The 22,380-nt window shown below is 46.5% G+C and carries 21 protein-coding genes and 1 tRNA gene; 2 read left to right on the top strand and 20 right to left on the bottom strand.

All coding sequences use genetic code 11. From position 1 onward, the window contains the following. Nucleotides 1-15: 15 nt before the first annotated feature. The 6 genes from AC8GFU_RS00855 to AC8GFU_RS00830 all read right to left on the bottom strand — a co-directional run bounded on the left by AC8GFU_RS00855 (nucleotide 16) and on the right by AC8GFU_RS00830 (nucleotide 5,301). Nucleotides 16-1,416, bottom strand: coding sequence for a hypothetical protein (locus AC8GFU_RS00855; RefSeq protein WP_506626627.1), 1,401 nt, complete (start codon nucleotides 1,414-1,416; stop codon nucleotides 16-18). Nucleotides 1,417-1,521: 105 nt separating this feature from the next. Continuing rightward, entirely contained in the window at nucleotides 1,522-2,586 is a 1,065-nt protein-coding gene (locus AC8GFU_RS00850) for a M24 family metallopeptidase (protein WP_506626626.1), read from the bottom strand. Between the two features lie 10 nt (nucleotides 2,587-2,596). After that, nucleotides 2,597-3,343 carry an amino acid ABC transporter ATP-binding protein gene (locus AC8GFU_RS00845; protein WP_506626625.1) on the bottom strand — a complete coding sequence of 249 codons (747 nt, stop codon included), beginning with the start codon at nucleotides 3,341-3,343 and terminating at the stop codon, nucleotides 2,597-2,599. Next, nucleotides 3,343-4,209, bottom strand: coding sequence for an amino acid ABC transporter permease (locus AC8GFU_RS00840; protein WP_506626624.1), 867 nt, complete (start codon nucleotides 4,207-4,209; stop codon nucleotides 3,343-3,345). Before AC8GFU_RS00840 ends, AC8GFU_RS00845 begins: the two co-directional genes overlap by 1 nt. A 36-nt stretch (nucleotides 4,210-4,245) precedes the next feature. Beyond that, the gene (locus tag AC8GFU_RS00835; protein WP_506626623.1) at nucleotides 4,246-5,091 is read right to left on the bottom strand and encodes an ABC transporter substrate-binding protein; all 846 of its coding nucleotides are present in this window, start codon (nucleotides 5,089-5,091) and stop codon (nucleotides 4,246-4,248) included. Between the two features lie 125 nt (nucleotides 5,092-5,216). Continuing rightward, nucleotides 5,217-5,301, bottom strand: a tRNA-Tyr gene (locus tag AC8GFU_RS00830). 104 nt (nucleotides 5,302-5,405) lie between these two features. Here AC8GFU_RS00830 and AC8GFU_RS00825 point away from each other — a divergent pair. Then, nucleotides 5,406-5,897, top strand: a complete 492-nt coding sequence (locus AC8GFU_RS00825; protein WP_506626622.1) for a YajQ family cyclic di-GMP-binding protein — start codon at nucleotides 5,406-5,408, stop codon at nucleotides 5,895-5,897. Then, nucleotides 5,898-6,788 carry an EamA family transporter RarD gene (gene rarD, locus AC8GFU_RS00820; protein ID WP_506626621.1) on the top strand — a complete coding sequence of 297 codons (891 nt, stop codon included), beginning with the start codon at nucleotides 5,898-5,900 and terminating at the stop codon, nucleotides 6,786-6,788. It abuts the gene before it with no gap. Here rarD and AC8GFU_RS00815 read toward each other — a convergent pair. From AC8GFU_RS00815 to AC8GFU_RS00750, 14 genes are all read right to left on the bottom strand, one after another. Next, complete coding sequence (locus tag AC8GFU_RS00815; RefSeq protein ID WP_506626620.1) at nucleotides 6,756-7,745, bottom strand: polyprenyl synthetase family protein; 990 nt, start codon at nucleotides 7,743-7,745, stop codon at nucleotides 6,756-6,758. The genes rarD and AC8GFU_RS00815 overlap by 33 nt on opposite strands. Beyond that, nucleotides 7,745-9,262: an NADH-quinone oxidoreductase subunit NuoN gene (gene nuoN, locus AC8GFU_RS00810; protein ID WP_506626619.1), complete on the bottom strand. Its 1,518-nt coding sequence runs from the start codon at nucleotides 9,260-9,262 to the stop codon at nucleotides 7,745-7,747. The genes AC8GFU_RS00815 and nuoN overlap by 1 nt, the downstream gene beginning before the upstream one ends. Further along, nucleotides 9,262-10,770 carry an NADH-quinone oxidoreductase subunit M gene (locus tag AC8GFU_RS00805; RefSeq protein WP_506626618.1) on the bottom strand — a complete coding sequence of 503 codons (1,509 nt, stop codon included), beginning with the start codon at nucleotides 10,768-10,770 and terminating at the stop codon, nucleotides 9,262-9,264. The genes nuoN and AC8GFU_RS00805 overlap by 1 nt, the downstream gene beginning before the upstream one ends. Further along, nucleotides 10,770-12,659, bottom strand: a complete 1,890-nt coding sequence (gene nuoL / locus AC8GFU_RS00800) for an NADH-quinone oxidoreductase subunit L (RefSeq protein ID WP_506626617.1) — start codon at nucleotides 12,657-12,659, stop codon at nucleotides 10,770-10,772. The genes AC8GFU_RS00805 and nuoL overlap by 1 nt, the downstream gene beginning before the upstream one ends. A 2-nt stretch (nucleotides 12,660-12,661) precedes the next feature. Further along, complete coding sequence (gene nuoK / locus AC8GFU_RS00795) at nucleotides 12,662-12,961, bottom strand: NADH-quinone oxidoreductase subunit NuoK (protein WP_506626616.1); 300 nt, start codon at nucleotides 12,959-12,961, stop codon at nucleotides 12,662-12,664. Continuing rightward, nucleotides 12,961-13,755: an NADH-quinone oxidoreductase subunit J gene (locus AC8GFU_RS00790; protein WP_506626615.1), complete on the bottom strand. Its 795-nt coding sequence runs from the start codon at nucleotides 13,753-13,755 to the stop codon at nucleotides 12,961-12,963. Before AC8GFU_RS00790 ends, nuoK begins: the two co-directional genes overlap by 1 nt. Next, a complete protein-coding gene (gene nuoI / locus AC8GFU_RS00785; protein WP_506627159.1) occupies nucleotides 13,752-14,273 on the bottom strand; it encodes an NADH-quinone oxidoreductase subunit NuoI in 522 nt (173 codons plus the stop codon). The genes AC8GFU_RS00790 and nuoI overlap by 4 nt, the downstream gene beginning before the upstream one ends. Nucleotides 14,274-14,358: 85 nt before the next feature. After that, a complete protein-coding gene (nuoH, locus tag AC8GFU_RS00780) occupies nucleotides 14,359-15,609 on the bottom strand; it encodes an NADH-quinone oxidoreductase subunit NuoH (RefSeq protein ID WP_506626614.1) in 1,251 nt (416 codons plus the stop codon). Beyond that, complete coding sequence (locus AC8GFU_RS00775; RefSeq protein WP_506626613.1) at nucleotides 15,606-17,954, bottom strand: NADH-quinone oxidoreductase subunit G; 2,349 nt, start codon at nucleotides 17,952-17,954, stop codon at nucleotides 15,606-15,608. Before AC8GFU_RS00775 ends, nuoH begins: the two co-directional genes overlap by 4 nt. Next, nucleotides 17,954-19,234 carry an NADH-quinone oxidoreductase subunit NuoF gene (gene nuoF, locus AC8GFU_RS00770; RefSeq protein WP_506626612.1) on the bottom strand — a complete coding sequence of 427 codons (1,281 nt, stop codon included), beginning with the start codon at nucleotides 19,232-19,234 and terminating at the stop codon, nucleotides 17,954-17,956. The genes AC8GFU_RS00775 and nuoF overlap by 1 nt, the downstream gene beginning before the upstream one ends. Beyond that, complete coding sequence (nuoE, locus tag AC8GFU_RS00765; protein WP_506626611.1) at nucleotides 19,234-19,860, bottom strand: NADH-quinone oxidoreductase subunit NuoE; 627 nt, start codon at nucleotides 19,858-19,860, stop codon at nucleotides 19,234-19,236. Before nuoE ends, nuoF begins: the two co-directional genes overlap by 1 nt. Next, nucleotides 19,860-21,197: an NADH-quinone oxidoreductase subunit D gene (locus tag AC8GFU_RS00760; protein WP_506626610.1), complete on the bottom strand. Its 1,338-nt coding sequence runs from the start codon at nucleotides 21,195-21,197 to the stop codon at nucleotides 19,860-19,862. Before AC8GFU_RS00760 ends, nuoE begins: the two co-directional genes overlap by 1 nt. Next, nucleotides 21,194-21,820: an NADH-quinone oxidoreductase subunit C gene (locus tag AC8GFU_RS00755; protein ID WP_506626609.1), complete on the bottom strand. Its 627-nt coding sequence runs from the start codon at nucleotides 21,818-21,820 to the stop codon at nucleotides 21,194-21,196. Before AC8GFU_RS00755 ends, AC8GFU_RS00760 begins: the two co-directional genes overlap by 4 nt. After that, nucleotides 21,820-22,377, bottom strand: a complete 558-nt coding sequence (locus AC8GFU_RS00750) for a NuoB/complex I 20 kDa subunit family protein (protein WP_506626608.1) — start codon at nucleotides 22,375-22,377, stop codon at nucleotides 21,820-21,822. The genes AC8GFU_RS00755 and AC8GFU_RS00750 overlap by 1 nt, the downstream gene beginning before the upstream one ends. Nucleotides 22,378-22,380 lie beyond the last annotated feature (3 nt).

Raw genomic sequence — 22,380 nt, 5'->3', positions numbered from 1 at the left:
GGGTTATGTTGTTGTTTACCATTCTGTGAGGGGAATCCCTAACATCTTTGCCATCTGACGAATACCTGGTCGCACATCGATCCACGAGATGACCAAGTGATGCGGATATCCACCAGTGACTATTCCATTCACTAACGCAGCGGCATCAGGTTGAGTGATAACCGTTGCTGTATTGCCTTGGAAGTGATTGGGAGCTGGGATTGATTCCCCTCGGCTCACAACCATGCGTAAACCCGTGCGATTGCTCGGATCTACATCCCGATCAATGCGGAACAGCGTTACTGGTCCAGTCTTGAGCGGAAAATTACCTGCGACGCCTAATTTGCGATTGCAGTGGATTGATTGCGTTGCATTCTTTGGATCAGCTGCAAGCTTTGTTGCTGCAGATCCACAGTGCCACAAACGCACTAAACCTTGTGAAGAATCTAGATCAACAATATCTACTAAATAGTTTTCATCGGAACCAAGTGCTTCGCACATCATCATTGTTACCGCACCTAAAACATCACGCTCGCATGTTGTTACAGTTCCGCGATCTGCCAGGCGGCCTAAAGAAGAGCAAATACAAGCTCCCATTTCAGTTGGAAACTCTGGCCAGCAACGGATAGCAATTGCGTCCAGTAGTTCATCTTCGCGCCACTTATCAAGTGCAACTTCAACTCCATAAACCTTTTTCGCTTCATCAACATTGACAGAGGCAAGTGATGGTTGAGCAGCAAGCGCCCCTGCATAAGCTAAATCGCGCGCTTCCTCATTAACTTCCGAAATCTTTCCAAATGCGTCATCGATTGTTATTTGACGAATATCTAAACCAAACAATGAACGAATCTGCTGTGCGTCGTAAACACATGGCGTGAATCCAATTGGTGCATCTCCAACAGCGCCAATCTTCTTACCCTTCATCCAATCAAAAGCTTTTTGTGCATCTTCTTCGCTGCCAAGTTCGCCTGTTACATTCTTTGGAGTTGATGCTTCAGGTAACTTTCCTGCGAGCGCATCTTTAATCGCTGCACGTACTTGAGGCTCATCTGCGTTTCCGTGTATATGGCGAATTGATTGCCCAACATTCATTAATGCATGTGCTGCAAGATTTACTCCGCACATTGAATTTAATTTAAGTCGTTCGCCAACTTCACCTGGTTCGCGCATTGACCAACCAAGAATTGGACCTTTAACTTTTCCAAGTAGTTCAACCGCTGGTGATGCATCAGAGAATGAGGCCATAAATAAAATATGAAGATCTGCTTCAGGAAGTGTTACTGCGGCAACATCCTCAACCGTCATAACTAATTCCGCGGGCCCAACCACAGTTGCTCCGAGCTCAGTTAACAATGCTCGAGCGCTATCGAAGTTTGCTTGGGCACAAACGAGGTCGAAGGTAGGGCGCGCTAGTGCGACGAGAGCAACGGTGCTCATAAAACCTCCAGTGGTAAGACCTCTTGGCAGAGCGTGCCACTGGATATGGTGCGAGTCAATGGCAATAAGGCCATTTTGCGCTTCGTTATAGGACCGTGATGAGCCCTATTTCTGGAGCAGGAAGGCTCTGGTCCGACCATTGACCTCAAAAGCGGGCCAATCAGGGTCGTTGGTGAGCAGTTTTACGCCTGAATCTGTGGCGAGGATGGTGTCCTCAGCCTTCCAGCCCTTGCCCGTTGGGTTCCAAGCGATCGGCTGATTGTTGGCGATCAGGCGTGCGCTCCCCTGGTTAGCTGGCCAATCACGAGGCAGGAATCCGGTTGGGCCACCTTGATGGTGCTTAGTCCACTCATCGGCATCAAAGCCATTAACTGGATAGGCGGCGATCGCTGCATTGATCGGGTCAGAGAATGGCTTTCCTACAACAGTTGCATCGAGCAGAGCCGCCTCGACTTTAAAGATCGATGTGTAATCGTTGATCATCGAATCCGAAACCTCGCCAAAGGTAACAATGCGAGTAACTGATGCGATTAAACCTTTTCGCTTTGCACAGATTGATGCTGAAACGCGATTTCCAACAACCGCATCAGTTGGCAAGGGATGCCTAAATTTATGTACTCGATCTTCGCCAGCTACTCCGAGAAAAGCGATCTCCAAATCTGCCTGCCACAATGAATGTGCTATTAAACCCGCAACATCAATTTCTCGGTCGGAGCTTTCTACCTGCTTCATTGCATTACCCAAAGCAACTGCAGCATCGGTGCAAATAGCTGTAAATCGATCTACATCTGATGCAATTAAAGAAGCTCGCATGATTTCAACTTCAACACCTAAATCAATTCGATCGGCACCCGGCTGATCTGATCCAACTTTCGAACCAGTAGGCAATTGAGGATCACGACCTTCAGACCACTTGATTGCGTTAACATTAACTTCGCTTGGAAGCTCTTCAGCGATCAGACGTGGTGCTTCAATAACATTTGTAATTACTGTTGCTGAATCCTGAGTGATGATTAAATCAAAGCAAGCCATATCAATTGTTGTTGGCACATGCGCACGACCAGCGATTGCCCAGGCTAAATTTGGATTGCGGCGCAATACAAAGGCATCAAGCCCCTTCGCTTTCATAAGATCGCGAATCGGCTGAATACGTTGATTAAATGCGCTCATATTGCTGATGTTACAACCGGCCTGCTTGATGCACGCGCTTTAAGAACTCTTGGGTCTTTGGATTTTGAGGATTATGCAGAACCTGCTCTGCGGATCCGCGCTCGACGATGTTGCCTGACTCTAAGAAGCAGACCTCGTCTGCAACCTGCGTCGCAAAGCCCATTTCATGTGTAGCTAGGACCATCGTCATTCCATCACTCTTCAAATCTCGAACAGCTGTTAGCACTTCATTTACCAAAACTGGATCTAGTGCTGAAGTGACTTCATCAAGAAGTAACAAACGTGGGCTGACTGCAAGAGATCGAATAATGGCTACACGTTGCTGCTGTCCCCCGCTAAGGCGATCTGGATATTGATCAGCCTTATCTGCAAGATCAAAGCGCTTTAGTAACTCCATAGCGTGCGAATTAGCTTCGTCTTTACTCTTGCCATGGACCTTGATCGGCGAAAGCGTGATGTTCTCTAAAACAGTTTTATGTGGGAACAGGTTAAATGATTGGAAAACCATTCCTAGGCGACGTCGTACATCATCAACATTAATGAGCGGATCTGAAATCTCTTTTCCATCCAAGAAAATCTGTCCATCATCAATAGATTCCAACAAATTGATACAGCGCAGCAGCGTTGACTTTCCTGAACCTGATGCGCCAATTAAAACCGTCGCTGTGTGTTCTGGGACAGAAAGGGAAAGATCCTTTAATACGAGCTCTGATCCGAAGGATTTACGCACATTTATAAGCTCTAAAACATTGCTCATTAGATCGCACCTTCCGAGTTCTGAGCACTAGTGCGCTGTCTAATTGCACGGTCGGTGTAACGCGTCATTGGAATAGTGATGAGTAAAAACAAGATTGCCGCCACAACATAAGGAGTGTAATTAAAGGTGCGGCTCGCATTAATTTGAGCTGCTCGCACTGCATCAGTAACGCCAAGGATAGAAACCAAGCCTGTGTCCTTTAGCAGCGAAACAAAGTCATTGAGCAATGGTGGGACAACGCGGCGGATCGCTTGTGGCAAAACCACAAAGCGCATTGTTTGCCCTGACGTTAAACCAAGAGAGCGAGCGGCTGCACGTTGGCTTGGGTGAATTGAAAGAATTCCGCTTCGAATTACTTCGGCAACATATGCAGAGTAAGTCAGAACAACTGCAACTGTTCCTAAGAAAATTACATTGCTTGAAACGCCTTTAAGTCCAAGTGCTGGAACTCCGAAACCAACTAGCAAAATAATCAAGATAAGTGGAGCGCCACGGAAAATATCGACGTATGCGGTTGCTAGAAATCTAAATGGAGTAAGTGCTGGCGATTTGGTTGTGCGCATCAGGGCTAAGCCCAATGCGATTACTCCGATTGCTGCGCCACCAATGAAAGTTAATTGCAGGTTGATCCAAAGTCCTTTTATGACGGTGGGAAAAACCTCTTTGCCATATTGAATGTCAAAGAAGGTGGACTTAACTGTCTCCCAGCCCGGTGAGGTGACCAAGATAAAGGCCAGAGTTCCGAGGACCAGAATGGAAGAAGCCGCAGCAATACCTGCTTGCTTGCGGCTTATCGCGCGCCGAGACTTCCGGCGTTCTATCTCACGTGAGCTTGGCGACCACGCAGAGTTTTGAGTCTCTGACATGGTCGCCAAACTACCGTGTTTACTTCTTAGTTTCTATTAAGGCTTCAGTACAGGAGCGCCAGCATCAGTTGCTAGCCACTTATCTGTAATTGCTGCCAATGTTCCATCTGCAGTGATTGCATCAACTGCTCCAGAAACACATGAAGTTAGCTTGCTTCCCTTTGATAGCAAGAGACCGAACTGATCTCCAGCACCTGTTGATGGAAGCTGTCCAACAATTAGACCGTTTGGAACTTCAACGCCTGATAGGTAGAAAGCAGTTGGTAGATCTACTACTAGACCATCGATCTGCTTGTTCTTCAGAGCTGAAACACCTGCTGCGTTGTCGTTAAACACCTGAGGTGTTGCACCGATCTGGTTTGAAATCGCATCAAGTGAAGTTGTTCCAACAGCTGCGCCGAGCTTTGCGTTCTTTAGATCTGCAATTGATGTCTTTCCATCGATCTTGCTTCCCTTGTAAGAAACGATTGCTTGTGGAGCTGTGTAGTAAGGAGATGAGAAATCAACTGCCTTTTGACGATCTGCAGTGATTGAGAACTGCTGCAAGTTGAAGTCGAAGTTCTTTTCTCCTGGAGTTACAGCTGAATCAAATGTTGTACGAACCCATACAACATCTGCTGCATCAAATCCGAGTTGCTTTGCAACTGCGTATGCAACTGCGCCTTCAAAACCATTTCCGGTCTCTGGCTTGTCATCAATAATCCATGGGTAGTAAGCAGGCTCGCCTGTTGCGATTGTTAGCTTGCCATCTGTAACAGTTGCAAGATCTGCCTTTGCACATGATGCTGTTTCAGATGTTGATGAATCTGAAGATGAACATCCTGTAAGTGTTAGTGCAGCTGCAAATACAACCGCTACGAAAATTGCGAAACGCTTTTTCACGTTAGCTCCTTATGGGTGGGGCGAAATGGATACCTGCGAAGGCTAATAGCCTCATCATTAGATGTCGACATGCGAATGTTGTGCAAAAGGAAAGCAAAAACGCCCCTCGTTATGAAGGGCGTTAGTGGTGGCGGGTGAAGGATTTGAACCTTCGAAGGCAGAGCCGGGGGATTTACAGTCCCCTCCCATTGGCCGCTCGGGCAACCCGCCAAGGTCGAACAAGTACTGCGGCAATTTAGGATTGTGCGAAGGGAAAGGATACCTTAGGCACGTAGGCGCACAAACCGCGCTTTTTCGAGTGAAGGAGCCCTCAGATGGCAGCAGATAGCAGTTTCGACGTTACCTCCAAGATCGACCGCATGGAGCTAGATAACGCCATTAACCAGGCTGTTCGTGAGATCGAGACCCGCTTTGATTTCAAGAACACAGGTTCAAAGATTGAACTTGAAGGCGACAAGGTTTTGATTGAAGCAGATACTGAAGAGCGCGCAAAGGCGGCCTTGGATGTTGTGAAGGACAAGATGATCAAGCGCGGTGTTTCACTGAAGCACCTTGATGCTGGTGAGCCACAACTATCAGGAAAGATTTACAAGATCGCTGCTCCGTTGAAGGAAGGTATTTCAACTGAGAACGCAAAGAAGATTGCAAAGAAGATTCGTGATGAGGGTCCAAAATCTGTAAAGACTCAGATCCAAGGTGATGAGCTTCGCGTGACTTCAAAGAGTCGCGATGACCTTCAGGAAACGATGGCCATGATCAAAGATGGTGGCTGGGACTTCGCAGTTCAATTTACGAACTTCAGATAATTGAGTAAAAACAAGCTCGGCCTCTTATTTGGAATCAGTGCATACTCTTTATGGGGTGCATTCCCTTTGTATTGGCCTTTGCTTGAACCTGCCAATCCCCTAGAGATTGTTTCGCACCGAGCTGTTTGGACATTGGTTTTCTGCTTCATTGTTCTGGCAGCAACAAAAGCGCTGAAATCAACCCTTGCTACTTTAAAGCGTCCAAAGATTGCTGCGAAGTTATTTCTTACCTCGCTGCTGATTTCAATCAACTGGCTGGTCTATATCTGGGCAACAAATAATGGCCATGTTGTTGAAGCATCTCTTGGTTATTACATCAATCCATTAATCATCATCGGCTTTGGCGTGATCTTGCTGAAGGAAAAGATGCGTCCCCTTCAGTGGGCTGCGGTCACAATTGCAACAATTGGTGTTTTAGTCTTAACAATCGATTACGGGCGCTTACCTTGGATCGCACTTACTCTGGCGGTTTCGTGGGGCAGCTACGGTTTAATTAAAAAGCAGTTGGGCCTTGGCGCACTCGAAGGCCTTGCAATCGAAACCTTTATTTCTGCCTTTTTCTACCTGGGATACCTGATTTATATAGGTAATCAGGGCACTGGGCAGTTCGGTCAGCACTGGGGTTTAACGCTTCTTTTGATGAGTGCTGGAGCGATTACTGCGATTCCGTTGTTGTTATTCAACGGTTCAGCTACTCGCCTACCGTTTACAACAATTGGATTGCTTCAATACATCACACCAACATTGCAGTTTTCCGTCGGCGTATGGATTCGCCATGAGGAGATGCCAACAGCGCGTTGGGTTGGATTCTTAATTATTTGGGTTTCGCTAACAACCCTTGCCTTTGATTTAGTTCGCTCAGGCAGAGCGGTCAATAACAGCGTCGCATAGCGACATCAATGCGCCAGTTGCATCATTAATTGGCAGTGGTCCAAGAGCTGAACGAGCTTCCTTTGCAACCTGAAGTAACTGCTGACGTGATTCATCAAGCGCCTTGTGGTTTCGAAGCGCAACCAATACCTGCTGAACAGTTGGTTCATCAGTAATTGGCGCCGCAAGCAACCGCTTCAGCTCTGCATCTTGTGGATCATTTGATTTCATGACATTTAAAGTGACAAGTGTTGGAACACCTTCACGAAGATCTGTTCCTGGTGTCTTGCCAGATTGATTTGATTCACTTGCAATATCAATAACATCATCGGCTAATTGGAATGCAACGCCAATCTTTTCACCAAACACAGTTACGGTATCTGTAATTTCTGCAGGTGCACCTGAAATCATTCCGCCGTAACGAGCAGATGCTGCGATTAAAGAACCGGTCTTATCTGCAACAACCTTTAAATAATGTTCAAGTGGATCTTGTCCAGGGTTTGGTCCTTGAGTTTCCATGATCTGGCCGATGACAAGACGTTCAAAGGTGCGTGCCTGTAAGCGAACCGCGGCTGGGCCAAGGTCCGCTAAAAGATCTGATGATTTAGCGAAGAGAAAATCTCCGGTAAGGATTGCAATTGTGTTTCCCCAACGCATATTTGCACTTTCAACTCCGCGACGAAGTGGAGCCTCGTCCATAACATCATCGTGATACAGAGTTGCAAGGTGGGTAATCTCGCAGGCAACAGCTGCAGCAATGATGCCCTGGCCCGTTGGATCGCCGTATTGAGCGGTTAAAAGGGTCAATAAGGGGCGTAAACGCTTGCCTCCGGCCGCTACAAGGTGGTGTGCGGTCTCATCAACAAATGGGTACTCGCTACGAGTGTGGCTTCGCAATAACGATTCAACATCAGCCATTTGGCTAATCAGTTGTGCCTCAAGTGCTGGGGCAACGTTTGGAATGCCGAATGTGGACATCAGCGAATGAAGGTTGCGATATCAGTAATGAAGTTCAGCAACGGTGCTGGATAAATTCCGAGTGCCAAGGTAACAAGACCTGCGATAACAATTGTTGAACGAGTCAGCACTGAAGGAACTTCAACGCTTGTGCCATCTTCTGTCGGATCTGTGAAGAACATCAAAACAATTACACGGATGTAGAAGAAGGCGGCAATTGCGCTAGAAAGTACACCAGCGATTACAACTCCCTTTGCTCCACTTTCATACGCTGCAGAGAAGATTGAGAACTTTCCGATGAAACCACTTGTTAGCGGAATTCCGGCAAAGGCTAGAAGGAAGAGAGCAAATGCAGATGCTGCAAATGGTGAACGCTTTCCAAGGCCCTTCCAGCGATTTAGATCTGTAACTTCACCAGCTGAATCGCGAACAAGTGTTACGACTCCGAATGCACCAACGGTTGCTACACCGTATGCAAAGAGATAGAAGATTGTTGCATCAAGACCAGCTTTGTTGAGGGCGATAACACCTGACAACAAGAAACCTGCGTGCGCAATTGATGAGTACGCCAACATGCGCTTTACATCGCGCTGTGCGATTGCAACGAGCGAACCAAGAAGCATGGTCACGATTGCAATTCCAGACAACATTGGAGTCCAGGACCACTGTGCGTTTGCAAATGAGGTGTAGTAAATACGAAGCATCGCACCAAAGGCCGCAACCTTTGTTGCTGCTGCCATAAATGCGGTTACTGGAGTTGGAGCACCTTGGTATACATCTGGAGACCAGGCGTGGAATGGAACTGCGCCAACCTTGAAGAGCAAACCTATTGAAAGGAATGAGATACCGATAAGCAGCAGCACATCATTTCCGCCCCCGCCAACAACCGCTTCGCGGATGCCAGAGAAGGTAATTGAAGCTGAATATCCATACAAATAAGCAGCGCCAAACAAGAAGAATGCTGACGAAAAGGCACCCAGTAGGAAGTACTTAAGCGCAGATTCTTGTGATGCCAAACGACGGCGACGTGAAAGTCCAGCCATCAAATACAACGGCAGTGAAAGCATTTCTAGCGCTACAAACAAGGTGATCAAATCACTGGCGATTGGGAACAACAGCATTCCTGAAACTGCGAACAAGGTAAGTGGGTAAACCTCAGTTACTTGGTTACCTGACTTAAGCGCTTCACGCTCTTCATCTGAACCTGGCAACGCAGCAGCAAGTGCGGTGAAGTTTTCAGTATCCGCAATGAGGAAAACAGAAATAATTGAAATAACCAGAATCGATGCCTGAATCAATACAGCTGGGCCATCGATGACGACAGAGCCCATAGCCGCTGTTAGCGATTGCTGACCACGAATTCGCCAGACCTGCATCAAAGCAAGAAGTAGTGAACCAAGTGTCAGTGTTAACTGAACTGCTGGACGAAGCGCTTTAGATACGAAGGCCTCAACCAAAACACCAATGAGTGCTCCACCAAGCAAAATCAGCATTGGTGAAAGAAGTGTGTACGAAAGTACTGGCGTAGAAAATGTCATTACTTGTCCCCATTAGTTGGTGCTGGATCAGTGAATCCCATTTGTGAAATCACATGTGATGCCGCTGGGTTGATTACCTTCAGCAGTGGTGATGGGTAGAAGCCCAACACCACGATGATTGCGATCACTGGTGCGATTGCAATCTTTTCGCGAAGGTTGAGATCGCTTAGTGCTTCATTGCCTGGTGTTGTTGGACCATGCAAAGCCTTTTGTACCGGAATCAAAATGTATAGCGCAGCTAAAACGATTCCGAAGGTCGCGATAATTGCATGAACTGGGTAGCGAGTAAATGTTCCAACTAGAACTAAGAACTCACTTACGAAACTTGAAAGACCTGGCAAAGCAAGTGATGACATTCCAGCTAAGAAGAAGCTCCATGCCATAACTGGTGTGACTCGTTGTAGTCCACCAAAGTCTGCGATTGTTGAAGAACGACGGCGTGAAATCATCCAGCCAGCTACTAGGAATAGCGCTGCTGTAGAGAATCCATGGTTGAACATGTACAAAGTTGCACCGCTCTGGCCCTGGCTTGTCATTGCAAAGATACCCATTGTGATGAATCCGAAGTGAGAGATCGATGTGTAAGCGATCAAACGCTTGATGTCCTTTGCACCGATCGCAAGGAATGCGCCGTAGATAATTGAAATTACAGCAAGTACCAAAATCACCGGTGTAAATGTCTTGCTTGCTTCGGGGAACAAAGTGAGGCAGTAACGGATCATTCCGAAGGTACCGACCTTGTCCAAAACACCAAGAAGCAGAACTGAAGTTCCTGGTGTTGCTGATTGAGCTGCATCTGGCAACCATGTGTGGAATGGCCAGACTGGAGCCTTGATTGCGAAGGCAATAAAGAATCCTAAGAACAATAGGTTTTGAGTTGTTGATGACATTTCAAGCTTTGAAAGCTCGTTGATATCAAATGTGTGTCCGCCCTGCGCACCTGACATCACATAAAGCGCGATGATCGATGCGAGCATGAGCAATCCACCAACAAGGCTGTAAATCAAGAACTTAACAGCTGCAGCTGCGCGTGCTCCAGTTCCGTAACCACCAATAAGGAAGTAAACCGGAATCAGCATCGCTTCGAAGATTACATAGAATAAGAAAACATCAGTTGCAGCGAAGACGCCGATCATCATGGTTTCAAGAACAAGAATCAAAATGTAGAAAGTCTTAACGCTCCAACGTCCGCCGTGAGCTTCATTCCATCCAGCTAAGACAACAATTGGCGCAAGAATTGTTGACATCAAAATCAACACAAGTGCGATTGCATCTACGCCAAGTGCGTAATTGATTCCAAAGCTAGGAATCCATGAATACTTTTCAACAAACTGAAGGTTGACATTGTCGCGTTCAAATCCAACAGCCATCGCAATAGTTGCCGCTGTAACAGCAAGGGTTGTGGCAAGTGCTGCTTGCTTAGCCGCCTTCTCATTAGCCTTTGGTAGCGCTGCAATGATCGCCGCTCCTGCAAGAGGCAGAAGCATTAATAGTGTTAACCACTTCATTACTGAACCACCACCCAAATCGCACCGATTAGTGCGATCGCACCAATCAAGATCAACGCTGCATAACTACGTACAAAGCCGTTTTGTAGGCCTCGTAGCGCTGAACCTGAGCCCAGTGCAGTCTTTGCAACACCACGAACCGCTCCATCAACAACAGCCTCATCTGCAGCCACAAGGGTTGCAGTTAATGCCTGACCTGGTCGCATAAATACAGCTTCATTGAAGCGATCCTGCATCAGATCTTGACGAGCAAACTTTGTAAAGATTGAAACATCTTCTGGAGCAACCGCGGCAACTTCTTGACGTGAGTACTTCATAAATGCGATTGCAACACCAATTGCAACCATTGTTAATGCAAGTGCAGAAACAACGATTGGCTTGAGCAGCTCTTCATGCTCGCCATGATGTTCAAACAATGGTGACAACCAATTAACTAGCGCATCACCATGTGAAAGTAGGTAACCAGATGTAACTGAACCGATTGCCAGAATTGCCATAGGTAGCCACATGAGCCATGGGGATTCATGAGGGTGTGCATCCTCATCCCAACGCTTTGTTCCGGTAAAGGTAAGGATCATTACACGGGTCATGTAGAAAGCGGTGATACCTGCACCAAGAAGTGCAACGCTTCCAAGGATGATTCCCTTAATTCCACCAGCATTAAATGCTGTTTCAATAATCATGTCCTTTGAATAGAAACCAGCAAAAGGTGGAACACCAAGAATTGCTAGGTAACCGAGACCAAAGGTAATAAAGGTAATTGGCATGAACTTACGAAGTGCGCCGTACTTACGCATATTCACTTCATCATTCATTCCGTGCATAACTGAACCCGCACCAAGGAACATTCCAGCCTTGAAGAAACCGTGTGTAAGTAAGTGCATGATTGCAAATGCGTAACCAACTGGGCCAAGTCCTGCACCCAAAATCATGTATCCGATCTGCGACATCGTTGAAGCAGCAAGCGCTTTCTTGATGTCATCTTTTGCGGTACCGATTAATGCACCAAACATCAAAGTAATTGCGCCAACGATTACTACTAATAGCTGGGCTGTTGGTGCTGCATCAAAGACAAAGTTAGAACGAGTAATTAAATACACGCCTGCTGTAACCATTGTCGCTGCGTGGATTAGCGCTGAAACCGGTGTTGGACCAGCCATTGCATCGCCAAGCCATGCCTGTAATGGGAATTGAGCAGATTTTCCAGTTGCCGCTACTAACAACATGATTCCCATCGCTGTTAGCGCTGCTTCTGATGTGTGGTGCGCATGCTCTGCAACACCTGTAAATGAAACTGTGCCCATGGTTGCAAATGCGATCATGATCGCAAATGACAATCCCATGTCACCAATACGGTTCATTACGAAGGCCTTCTTAGAAGCTGTCGCGTATGCAGGCTTTTGATTCCAGAAACCGATTAATAGGTAAGAAGCAAGACCTACGCCTTCCCAACCAACATAAAGGTTGAGGTAACTATCACCTAGAACCAATAGAAGCATCGCTGCAATAAAGAGGTTCAGATATGCAAAGAAACGTCGACGATCGTGATCGTGAGACATGTATGAAATCGAATAGATGTGGATCAGAGTTCCAACACCGGTAATCAAAAGTACGAAGCAGATTGATAACTGATCTAGTAAAAGACCAGCATCAACATTGAAACTTCCCACATTGATCCACTCGAATAGTTTTTGAGAAACTGGACGAGCCTCGGTTGAACGACCGAGCATCTGTGAGAGCTGGTAAAGACCAACTCCAAATGATGATGCAGATAGCGCTGTCGCAAGTAGGTGTCCCCACTTATCGGTGCGACGTCCGCCCAAAAGTAATAGTGCCGCTCCTGCTAAAGGCAGAGCGATTAAATAAACAAGGCTGGTTGATGTAGTCATGGTTATCGCTTCAACAAACTAGCATCATCAACAGATGCTGATCGGCGTGAACGATAAATCGTCACGATAATTGCAAGGCCAACTACAACTTCGCAAGCAGCAACGACCATCGTGAAGAAGGCCATTACCTGTCCGTTGAGATCGCCATTGATTCGTGAAAAAGTTACAAATGAAAGGTTTGCAGCGTTGAGCATCAATTCGATGCACATGAAGACCACAATCGCGTTACGGCGAACAACTACTCCGACCGCTCCGATAGTGAAGAGAAGTGCTGAGATATATAGGTAATTTGCAGCGTTCATTACTTCTCCTCCTCCACCTTGGTATTGACTTCGGCAAGATCAAATTTCTTGTAATCCAACATGTCACCACGAGCTTCAAGGCTGGCGTTAACTGATGTTGGTGCAGGAGTTCCATCTGGAAGAAGCGCTGGAACATCTACCGCGTTGTGACGTGCGTACACGCCAGGACCAGGCAGACCAGCTGCGCTTCCTAGTGACTCACCACGGAAACGATTAATTGAAAGCTGACGCTGTGTTGGTCGGAAATCCGACTTGTGATGGTGGTGTGCAAGAACCATCGCACCAAGTGCAGCGGTAATAAGAAGTGCAGATACAACTTCAAATGGCCATACATAAGTGCTGAATAGAAGCTGCGCTAGCCCTTGAACATTTCCATCAGCATTTGCCGCAGATAATCCAACTGCGTTGCGACCAATTGATGCGCGACCAAGTAGTGAAACCATCAAGCCACCGAAACCGATAGCTGCGGTGATTGCGATTGGACGAAGTCCGCGAATTGTTTCAGTAAGTGAATCCGATGAATCAACACCGACTAACATCAAAATAAACAAGAACAGCATCATTACAGCGCCGGTATAAACAACAACCTGCACAATTCCTAGGAACAACGCATCTTGTGCGATGTAGAAGATCGCCAAAACGATCATTACATACGCCATCAAAATCGCTGAGTGAACAGCCTTCTTAACCAGCAACATTCCTAGAGCGGCAGCAACAGCTAATGGACCAAGAATCCAAAACATTACTGCTTCTGGCTTAGCGGTTTGACCAACCTGAATAGCTAATTGCATCATTTTTGCACGTCCTGTGAAGGGTGCGCTTCCTTAACATCACCGTTGTAATAGTTGGTGTCATTCATATCTGGATACATTGGGTGTGGAGGCATCAGCATTCCTTGGCGTAAAGGAGCCAATAAATCCTGCTTTTCAAAGATCAACTTCGCACGAGAGTCATCTGCAAGCTCGTACTCATTTGTCATTGTTAGCGCGCGAGTTGGGCAGGCTTCGATGCAAAGTCCACAGAAAACACAGCGTAGATAATTGATCTGATACACCTTGCCGTAACGCTCACCAGGAGACATGCGATTCTCTTCGGTGTTTGTTTCGCCTTCAACATAAATCGCATCTGCAGGACAAGCCCAAGCACATAGTTCGCAACCAATGCACTTTTCTAATCCATCTGGGTGGCGATTGAGTTGGTGACGACCATGAAAACGTTCTTCAGTTGGAGCTTTAACTTCTGGATACTCAACTGTTAATGGCTTCTTAAACATTGTGCGGAAGGTGATCCAGAAACCCTTCATGTGGCCCATGAAGCCAACTGATGGTGTCTGTTCTACTTCGTAAAATTCAACATCGTTAATGCCAAGATCCTTTGGCTTTAACGGCTCTAGGTTTTCAGCCACGGTCGCCCCCTACCTTCTGTGAAACATTGATAGTTGAAACTTCCATTGGCAAAGAAGGCACCGCAAACTTTGGTGCAGTTTTATTGTCGCCATCAGCAACAGCAAGTGCCTTCTTTTTCTTTGCATTTTCAAAGCCGACATTCACCGCCATGATGATGAAGACGATGGTGCTTGCAAAAGCGATAACAACAGCCTTAGGTGCGTTCTGAAGTGAAAGCACGCGAAGTGTCGCAACGACCAAGATCCACAAGATTGAAACTGGGATCAAAACCTTCCAGCCAAACTGCATGAACTGGTCGTAACGGAGACGAGGAAGAGTTCCGCGCAACCATACAAATACAAAGAAGAATGTAAGAACCTTTAAGAAGAACCAGATCGCTGTGAACCAGCCGCCTAGCCAAGCTTCAGTAAATCCAAGGCCTGGAAGTGCGTGGTAACCACCTAGGAACAATGTTGTAGCAAGCGCTGAAACAGCGATAATGTTTACATATTCAGCAAGGAAGAACAGTGCGAACTTCAGTGATGAGTATTCAGTGTGGAATCCGCCAACAAGCTCACCTTCTGCTTCTGCAAGGTCAAATGGTGCTCGGTTTGTTTCGCCAACCATTGAAATTGCGTAGATAGCAAATGATGGGAACAAAACAATTGCGTACCACCATGAAGACTGCGCAGCCACGATGTCAGATGTAGACATAGATCCTGCGTAAATGAAGACCGCTACAAGTGAAAGTCCCATTGCGATTTCATATGAAATTACTTGAGCGCTTGAACGAAGTCCACCAAGTAGTGGGTAGGTAGATCCTGAAGACCAACCAGCTAAAACAATTCCGTAAACACCAACTGATGCGATCGCAAGAATGTACAAAACGCCAACTGGAATATCAGTTAGCTGCATTGCAGTCTTGTGACCAAACATTGTGACCTCGCCAGTAATTGGAATTACTGCGAATGACATGAAACATGTAGTTGCACTGATGATTGGTGCAAGAACGAAAACAACTTTGTCTGCAGCTGTTGGAATGATGTCTTCCTTCAGCGCCAACTTCACTCCGTCCGCAAGTGCCTGAATTAATCCAAATGGACCAACGCGGTTTGGACCAGGACGTTGCTGCATACGACCAACAATGCGGCGTTCTCCCCAGACAGACATAAGTGTTAACAGAACGCAGAGAATGAAGACGATCAACGCTTTTACTGCGATGAGCCAACCTGGATCTGCTCCAATGAGTTGTGCAGTTGTCATGCCTTCACCACCGTAACTACTGCGCCATGTGCGACGCCTAGGTTTACCAAGAGTTGAGAACCGCGTGAGTTACGTGGAGCCCAGACTGCATCATCATGAATATTTTCAACCAGAGCTGAAAGTGTTACTGAACCCAACGCTGTTGAAATCTTTAACTGATCGCCATCTACAACACCAAGTGCCTGCGCACGCTTTGGTGAGATCACAGCAACTGTGCGGCGAGCTGTTCCAGCAAGGTTTTCTTCGCCTTGCTGCAAAGTTCCAAGATCAAGCAAACGACGCCATGAAGTGATGATCGCTTGATCTGCATTCAATGAAGGTTGCGCTGCTGCTGAAACCTTGTTCAAAGAAAGGCGTGCGCCATCCCAGTTACCAAGAGATGCCAGCTCCTTGGTTGCTGCTGTAACAGTTCCCAAATTAATTGAGATTCCCATTTCTTCAGCGATCATGGAAAGGATGCGAAGATCACTGCGATTTAATGAATCACTTACCGCAGAATCAAATGAACGTGCACGGCCTTCCCAGTTAAGGAATGAACCAGACTTTTCAGTTACTGCTGCAACTGGCAAGACAACATTTGCACGATCTGTGACCGCACTAGTTGCAATTTCAAGTGACACAACAAATGCCTTATCAAGTGCAGCAAGTGCTGCTTGGCTGTTGTCAGCATCAAGTGGATCAACGCCTCCAACTACAAGCGCACCGATCTGTCCTGCATGAACAGCTTCAATAATTTGTGAAGTGCTGCGACCAATTTCAGTTGGAAGTGAATCAGTGTTCCAAACAGCAGCGATATCAACTCGAGCTGCTGCATCAGTTACTGGACGTCCACCAGGCAAAAGATTTCCGATTGCGCCAGCTTCAATTGCTCCACGCTCACCTGCGCGACGAGGAATCCATGCAAGCTTTGCACCAGTTGAATCAGCAAGAGCGGCAACAGCACTTAATGCTCCTGCACTTTCAGCTGCACGTTCTCCGACAAGAATTACAGAGTTATTTGTAAGTGATTGCGCTGCAATCGCTGCTGCTTCCTGTCCAGGAGCAACCTTTACAAACTCTGCCTTTAGCTTGTCTACGCCGATTGATTCCTTAGAACCAATAGAAACAACCTTTAAAGCACGCTTGCGGAACTGCTTATGCAGGCGCAAGAAAACAATTGGTGACTCTTCTTCTGGCTCGAAACCAACGAGAAGAACTTGATCTGCCTTATCAATATCGCGATAAGTTGTTGATGAACCAACCACACGAGCAGCGATGAATTCACGCTCTTCATCAGATGAAACACGTGAACGGAAATCAATGTCATTTGTACCAAGAGCTAGTCGAGCAAACTTGCTGTAACCATATGCATCTTCATATGTTGTACGACCGCCAACAAGAACAGCTGACTTTGCAGCCTTTAATCCAGCTGCAGCAACCGCAAGTGCTTCTGGCCATGATGCTTCTTCAAGAACACCAGCTGCATTGCGCACCATTGGTGTCTTCAAGCGATTAACAGAAGTTACATACTTAAATGCCCAGCGACCCTTGTCGCAGTTCCATTCTTCATTTACTGATGCATCATCACCGGCAAGACGACGTAAAGTCTTTCCGCGACGAACATCAGTACGCATATCGCAACCAGATGCACAGTGTTCACATGCAGATGGTGTTGATACTAAATCAAATGGACGTGCACGGAAACGGTATGCAGCGCCAGTAAGTGCTCCTACTGGACAGATCTGAACTGTGTTTCCAGAGAAATAAGATTCAAATGGTTGGTTCTCGTAAATACCAACTTGTTGCAATGCACCGCGCTCATTCAATGTAATGAATGGATCGCCTGCGATCTGCTCTGAGAAGCGGGTGCAACGTGCACATAAAACGCAACGTTCGCGGTCTAGCAATACCTGTGATGAGATATTGATTGGCTTTTCAAAGGTGCGCTTTACGCCTTCAAAGCGTGATGAACCTTGACCTGTGCTCATTGCTTGGTTCTGCAATGGACACTCGCCACCCTTATCGCACACTGGGCAATCAAGTGGGTGGTTTACAAGCAGAAGCTCCATAACTCCACGTTGTGCTTTTTCAGCGACAGGTGAGGTTAATTGAGTCTTTACGATCATTCCTGGCTCAACTGGAATTGTGCAAGATGCCTGTGGCTTTGGAAATGCGCGACCGTTAATTTCAATATCAACTAAGCACTGACGGCATGCACCAACTGGGCTTAGTAGTGGGTGATCACAGAAACGAGGAATCTGAATTCCAAGTTGTTCTGCTGCGCGAATAACAAGAGTTCCCTTTGGAACTGAAACTTCAAAACCATCGATAACAACGGTGATCATGTCTACAACTTCAGTAGTCATTACGCACCTGCCCCTGCAAAAAGAGTTGAAGCAACAGGATCAAATGGGCATGAACCATTTGTTACGTGTGCGATGTATTCGTCACGGAAGTATTTGATTGAAGATGTAATTGGGCTTGTTGCTCCATCACCAAGTGCACAGAATGAACGGCCCATGATGTTGTCGCAAAGATCAAGCAACTTCGCAAGATCTGCTTCTGTTCCCTTACCTGCTTCTAGATCGCGCAGAATTTGTACCAACCACCAGGTACCTTCACGACACGGTGTGCACTTTCCACATGACTCGTGCTTGTAGAACTCAGTCCAACGCAATACTGCGCGAACAACACAAGTTGTTTCATCAAAAATTTGAAGTGCTTTTGTTCCAAGCATCGAACCAGCTGCTGCAACGCCTTCGTAATCCAAAGGCACATCAAGATGCTCTGCAGTAAATAGTGGTGTCGATGATCCACCAGGTGTCCAGAACTTCAAGGTATGTCCTGGGCGAACTCCACCAGCAAGATCAAGAATTTCGCGAAGTGTGATTCCTAGTGGCGCTTCAAACTGTCCTGGGTTAGCAACATGTCCTGACAATGAGTACAAGGTTGTTCCCTTGCTCTTTTCGGTTCCCATTGATTGGTACCAATCTGCGCCGTTAGCGACGATTGCAGGAACTGCTGCAATTGATTCAACATTATTTACAACTGTTGGGCGTGCATAAAGTCCCGCAATAGCTGGGAATGGTGGGCGCAAGCGCGGTTGTCCGCGGAAGCCTTCGAGTGAATCAAGAAGTGCTGTTTCTTCACCACAGATGTAAGCGCCTGCACCAATGTGTAGAACTACATCAATTCCATTTCCAAGAATTCCTGCTGCATACGCATCAGCAATTGCTTGGTTCAGGCGGCGAGCAACATGTGTCACTTCACCGCGAATATAAATAAATGCATGCTTTGCACGAATTGCGTGGCACGCGATGATGCAACCTTCAACAAGAACGTGTGGGTTCGCCATAAGTAATGGCATGTCCTTACAAGTTCCTGGCTCTGATTCATCAGCGTTAACAACAAGGTAGTGATCCTTGTTATCGCCTTGAGGAATAAATCCCCACTTCATTCCGGTTGGGAAGCCTGCGCCGCCACGACCACGAAGTCCTGAATCCTTTACAAGTTGAATGACCGCATCTGGATCCATCGCAAGCGCCTTCGCAGATGCTGTGTATCCACCATGACGCTTGTAAGCCTCAAGTGTGAATGAATCCTTCTCATCCCAATGCGCAGAAAGTACTGGCGCTAGCTTTGTCATTACTTGCCCTCTTTCGAAAGTTTCAAACCAAGTAGTGATGGTTCGCCAGCTTGCACACCTTCGTGAGCCAGTCCGTCATTTAATCCTGCAAGAACAGCTGAAGCTTCTTTCCAAGTAACCAAACGGTTTGGACCACGTGTTGGTGGCTTTGGATTTCCTGCACGCATTGAATCAACTAACTCTTTTGCAGACTCAACTGTTTGGTTGTCGTAGAACTCCCAGTTAGCCATAACAACAGGTGCGTAATCACATGCAGCGTTGCACTCGATATGTTCAAGCGAAACTTTTCCATCAGCTGTAACTTCATCATTACCAATACCAAGGTGATCCTTGAGTGAATCAAAGATTGCGTCTCCACCCATAACTGCACACAAAGTATTTGTGCAAACACCAACGTGATACTCACCTACCGGAGATGGCTTGTACTGAGTGTAAAAAGTAGATACAGCAGTAACTTCAGCGGCTTCTAGCTGAAGTAGCTTTGCAATTACTTCGATGCCTTCATTAGTTACGTAACCTGCTTTTGATTGCACAAAGTGCAGCAAAGGCATGATTGCAGAACGAGAGCGTGGGTAACGCTTAATAATTGAATCCATTACCTGGAGATCTTCAGTTGAAAATGCCATTAGCGATCAACGCCTCCCATAACTGGATCGATTGAAGCAACAGCGCCGATGATGTCGGCAACCATGCCGCCTTCACTCATTGCTGCAGTTGCTTGCAAGTTGTTGAAAGATGGTTCGCGGAAGTGAACTCGGTAAGGACGAGTTCCTCCATCTGAAACGACTGAAGCGCCAAGTTCTCCACGAGGAGATTCGATGGCTACATATGCCTGACCTGCAGGAACATGGAAACCTTCAGTAACAAGTTTGAAGTGGTGAATCAATGACTCCATTGATGTACCCATGATCTGACGAATGTGATCAAGTGAGTTACCAAGTCCATCGCCACCAAGTGCAAGTTGTGCAGGCCAAGCGATCTTCTTGTCAGCAACCATTACTGGAGCTCCTTCAAGTTTTTCTAGCTTGTCTACACACTGTTCAACAATGCGAAGTGATTGCTCTAATTCATTCATGCGAATTAAGAAGCGTCCGTAAACATCGCAAGTATCAGCAGTTACAACATCAAAGTTGTAGTTTTCGTAACCGCAATATGGTTGAACCTTACGAAGATCCCAAGGCAGTCCAGTTGAGCGAAGTACAGGTCCAGTAATTCCAAGAGTTGTACATCCTGCAAGATCCAAGTAACCAATACCTTGTGTGCGCTTCATCCAGATTGAGTTACCAATAAGAAGAGTTGAATTTTCTTTGAAGTTCTTGCGCATCAACTTCACAGCTTCGCGAATCTTTGTGTAAGCACCTGCAGGAAGATCTTGCTGAACTCCACCTGGACGGATGTACGCCATGTTCATGCGAAGTCCTGTGATCATTTCAAAGATCTCAAGCACTGTTTCACGCTCACGGAAAGCAAAGAACATAGGGCTAATTGCACCTAATTCAAGTGCTCCTGTACCCAACGCAACCATGTGTGAAGAAATTCGGTTGAGCTCCATCATCATTACGCGAATAACAGATGCACGCTCTGGGACATCATTTGTAATTCCCAAAAGCTTTTCAACAGCTAAGCAGTATGCAGTTTCATTGTGAAGAGGTCCCAGGTAATCCATTCGAGTTACAAATGTTGTTCCCTGAGTCCAGCTGCGGTACTCCATATTCTTTTCGATACCTGTGTGAAGGTAACCAATACCAGCACGAGCTTCAGTAATTGTTTCGCCTTCAAGTTCGAGAACTAAACGAAGCACACCGTGAGTTGATGGGTGCTGAGGACCCATGTTTACAACAACGCGCTCTTCTTTAGTTGCGCCGATGTCTTGAACTAGTGAATCCCAGTCACCACCAGTAACAGAGAAAACTTTTCCTTCAGTGGTTTCACGTGAAGGTGCGTATGGATCAAAAGTTGTCACTTGTAACTCCTTCTTTCACTAGGAGGCGGTGTTGTTGCACCCTTGTATTCGACAGCAATTCCACCAAGTGCGTAATCCTTACGCTGTGGGTGACCTTCCCAGTCATCTGGCATCAAGATGCGAGTAAGACCTGGGTGGCCATCAAAAATAATTCCGAACATGTCAAAAGTTTCGCGTTCGTGCCAGTTGTTGCCTGCCCACACTTCAACGACAGATGGAATATGTGCATCGCCATCTGGAACTGAAACTTCCAAACGAACTCGTTGATTCTTAGTTAATGAAAGCAATGGGTAAACAGCGTGAAGTTCGCGACCGGTTTGTTCTGGGTAGTGAACTCCATTAACACCCATGCACATTTCAAACTTCAACTTGTCACGCAAAATCAATGCAACTTCAACTAGCTTTTCGCGCTTTACATGCAAAGTTAATTCGCCGCGATCAACAACAACGCGTTCAATTGCATCTGAAAACTCTGGGTATGCACGCTCTAGATCATCAGCAACCTCATCAAAGTAACTGCCATATGGGCGTTCTGATGAGCCTGGAGTAGCTACTTTTCGGACTAACCCACCGTAACCAGATGTATCTCCGGTGCCTTGCGCGCCAAACATGCCTTCAGTCATTATGCGAGAAGACCCTTCATCTCGTGAGTTGGCTTTGCATTCATTGCTGCAAGTTCAACTTCCTTGATGATCTGTGCACGGTTTGCACCAAGCTTTGTGTCATTGATTTGTTCCTGCAATTTGATAATTGCATCAAGCAACATTTCTGGGCGTGGTGGGCAACCCGGAAGATAAATATCTACTGGAACAACGTGATCTACGCCTTGAACAATGGCGTAGTTGTTGAACATTCCGCCTGAAGATGCACATGCACCCATCGCTAAAACCCACTTTGGTGCTGACATTTGATCGTAAATCTGACGAAGTACCGGCGCCATCTTGTTTGATACGCGACCAGCAACGATCATTAAATCTGCTTGGCGTGGAGATGCGCGGAAAACTTCACTACCAAAACGTGCAATGTCATATTTAGCAGCTGAACCAACAGCCATCATTTCAATTGCGCAACATGCAAGACCAAATGTTGCTGGCCAAAGCGAGTTCTTGCGCATGTAACCTGCAAGTTTTTCAACTGTGGTTAATAGAAAACCACTCGGGATTTTTTCTTCAAGACCCATTGC

The organism is Planktophila warneckei (SeqCode), from assembly GCF_965234675.1.
In the GTDB taxonomy this organism is placed as follows: domain Bacteria; phylum Actinomycetota; class Actinomycetes; order Nanopelagicales; family Nanopelagicaceae; genus Planktophila; species Planktophila warneckei.
The sequence above is the reverse complement of the archived record's forward strand: the minus strand, read 5'-3'. Positions and strand labels throughout refer to the sequence as shown.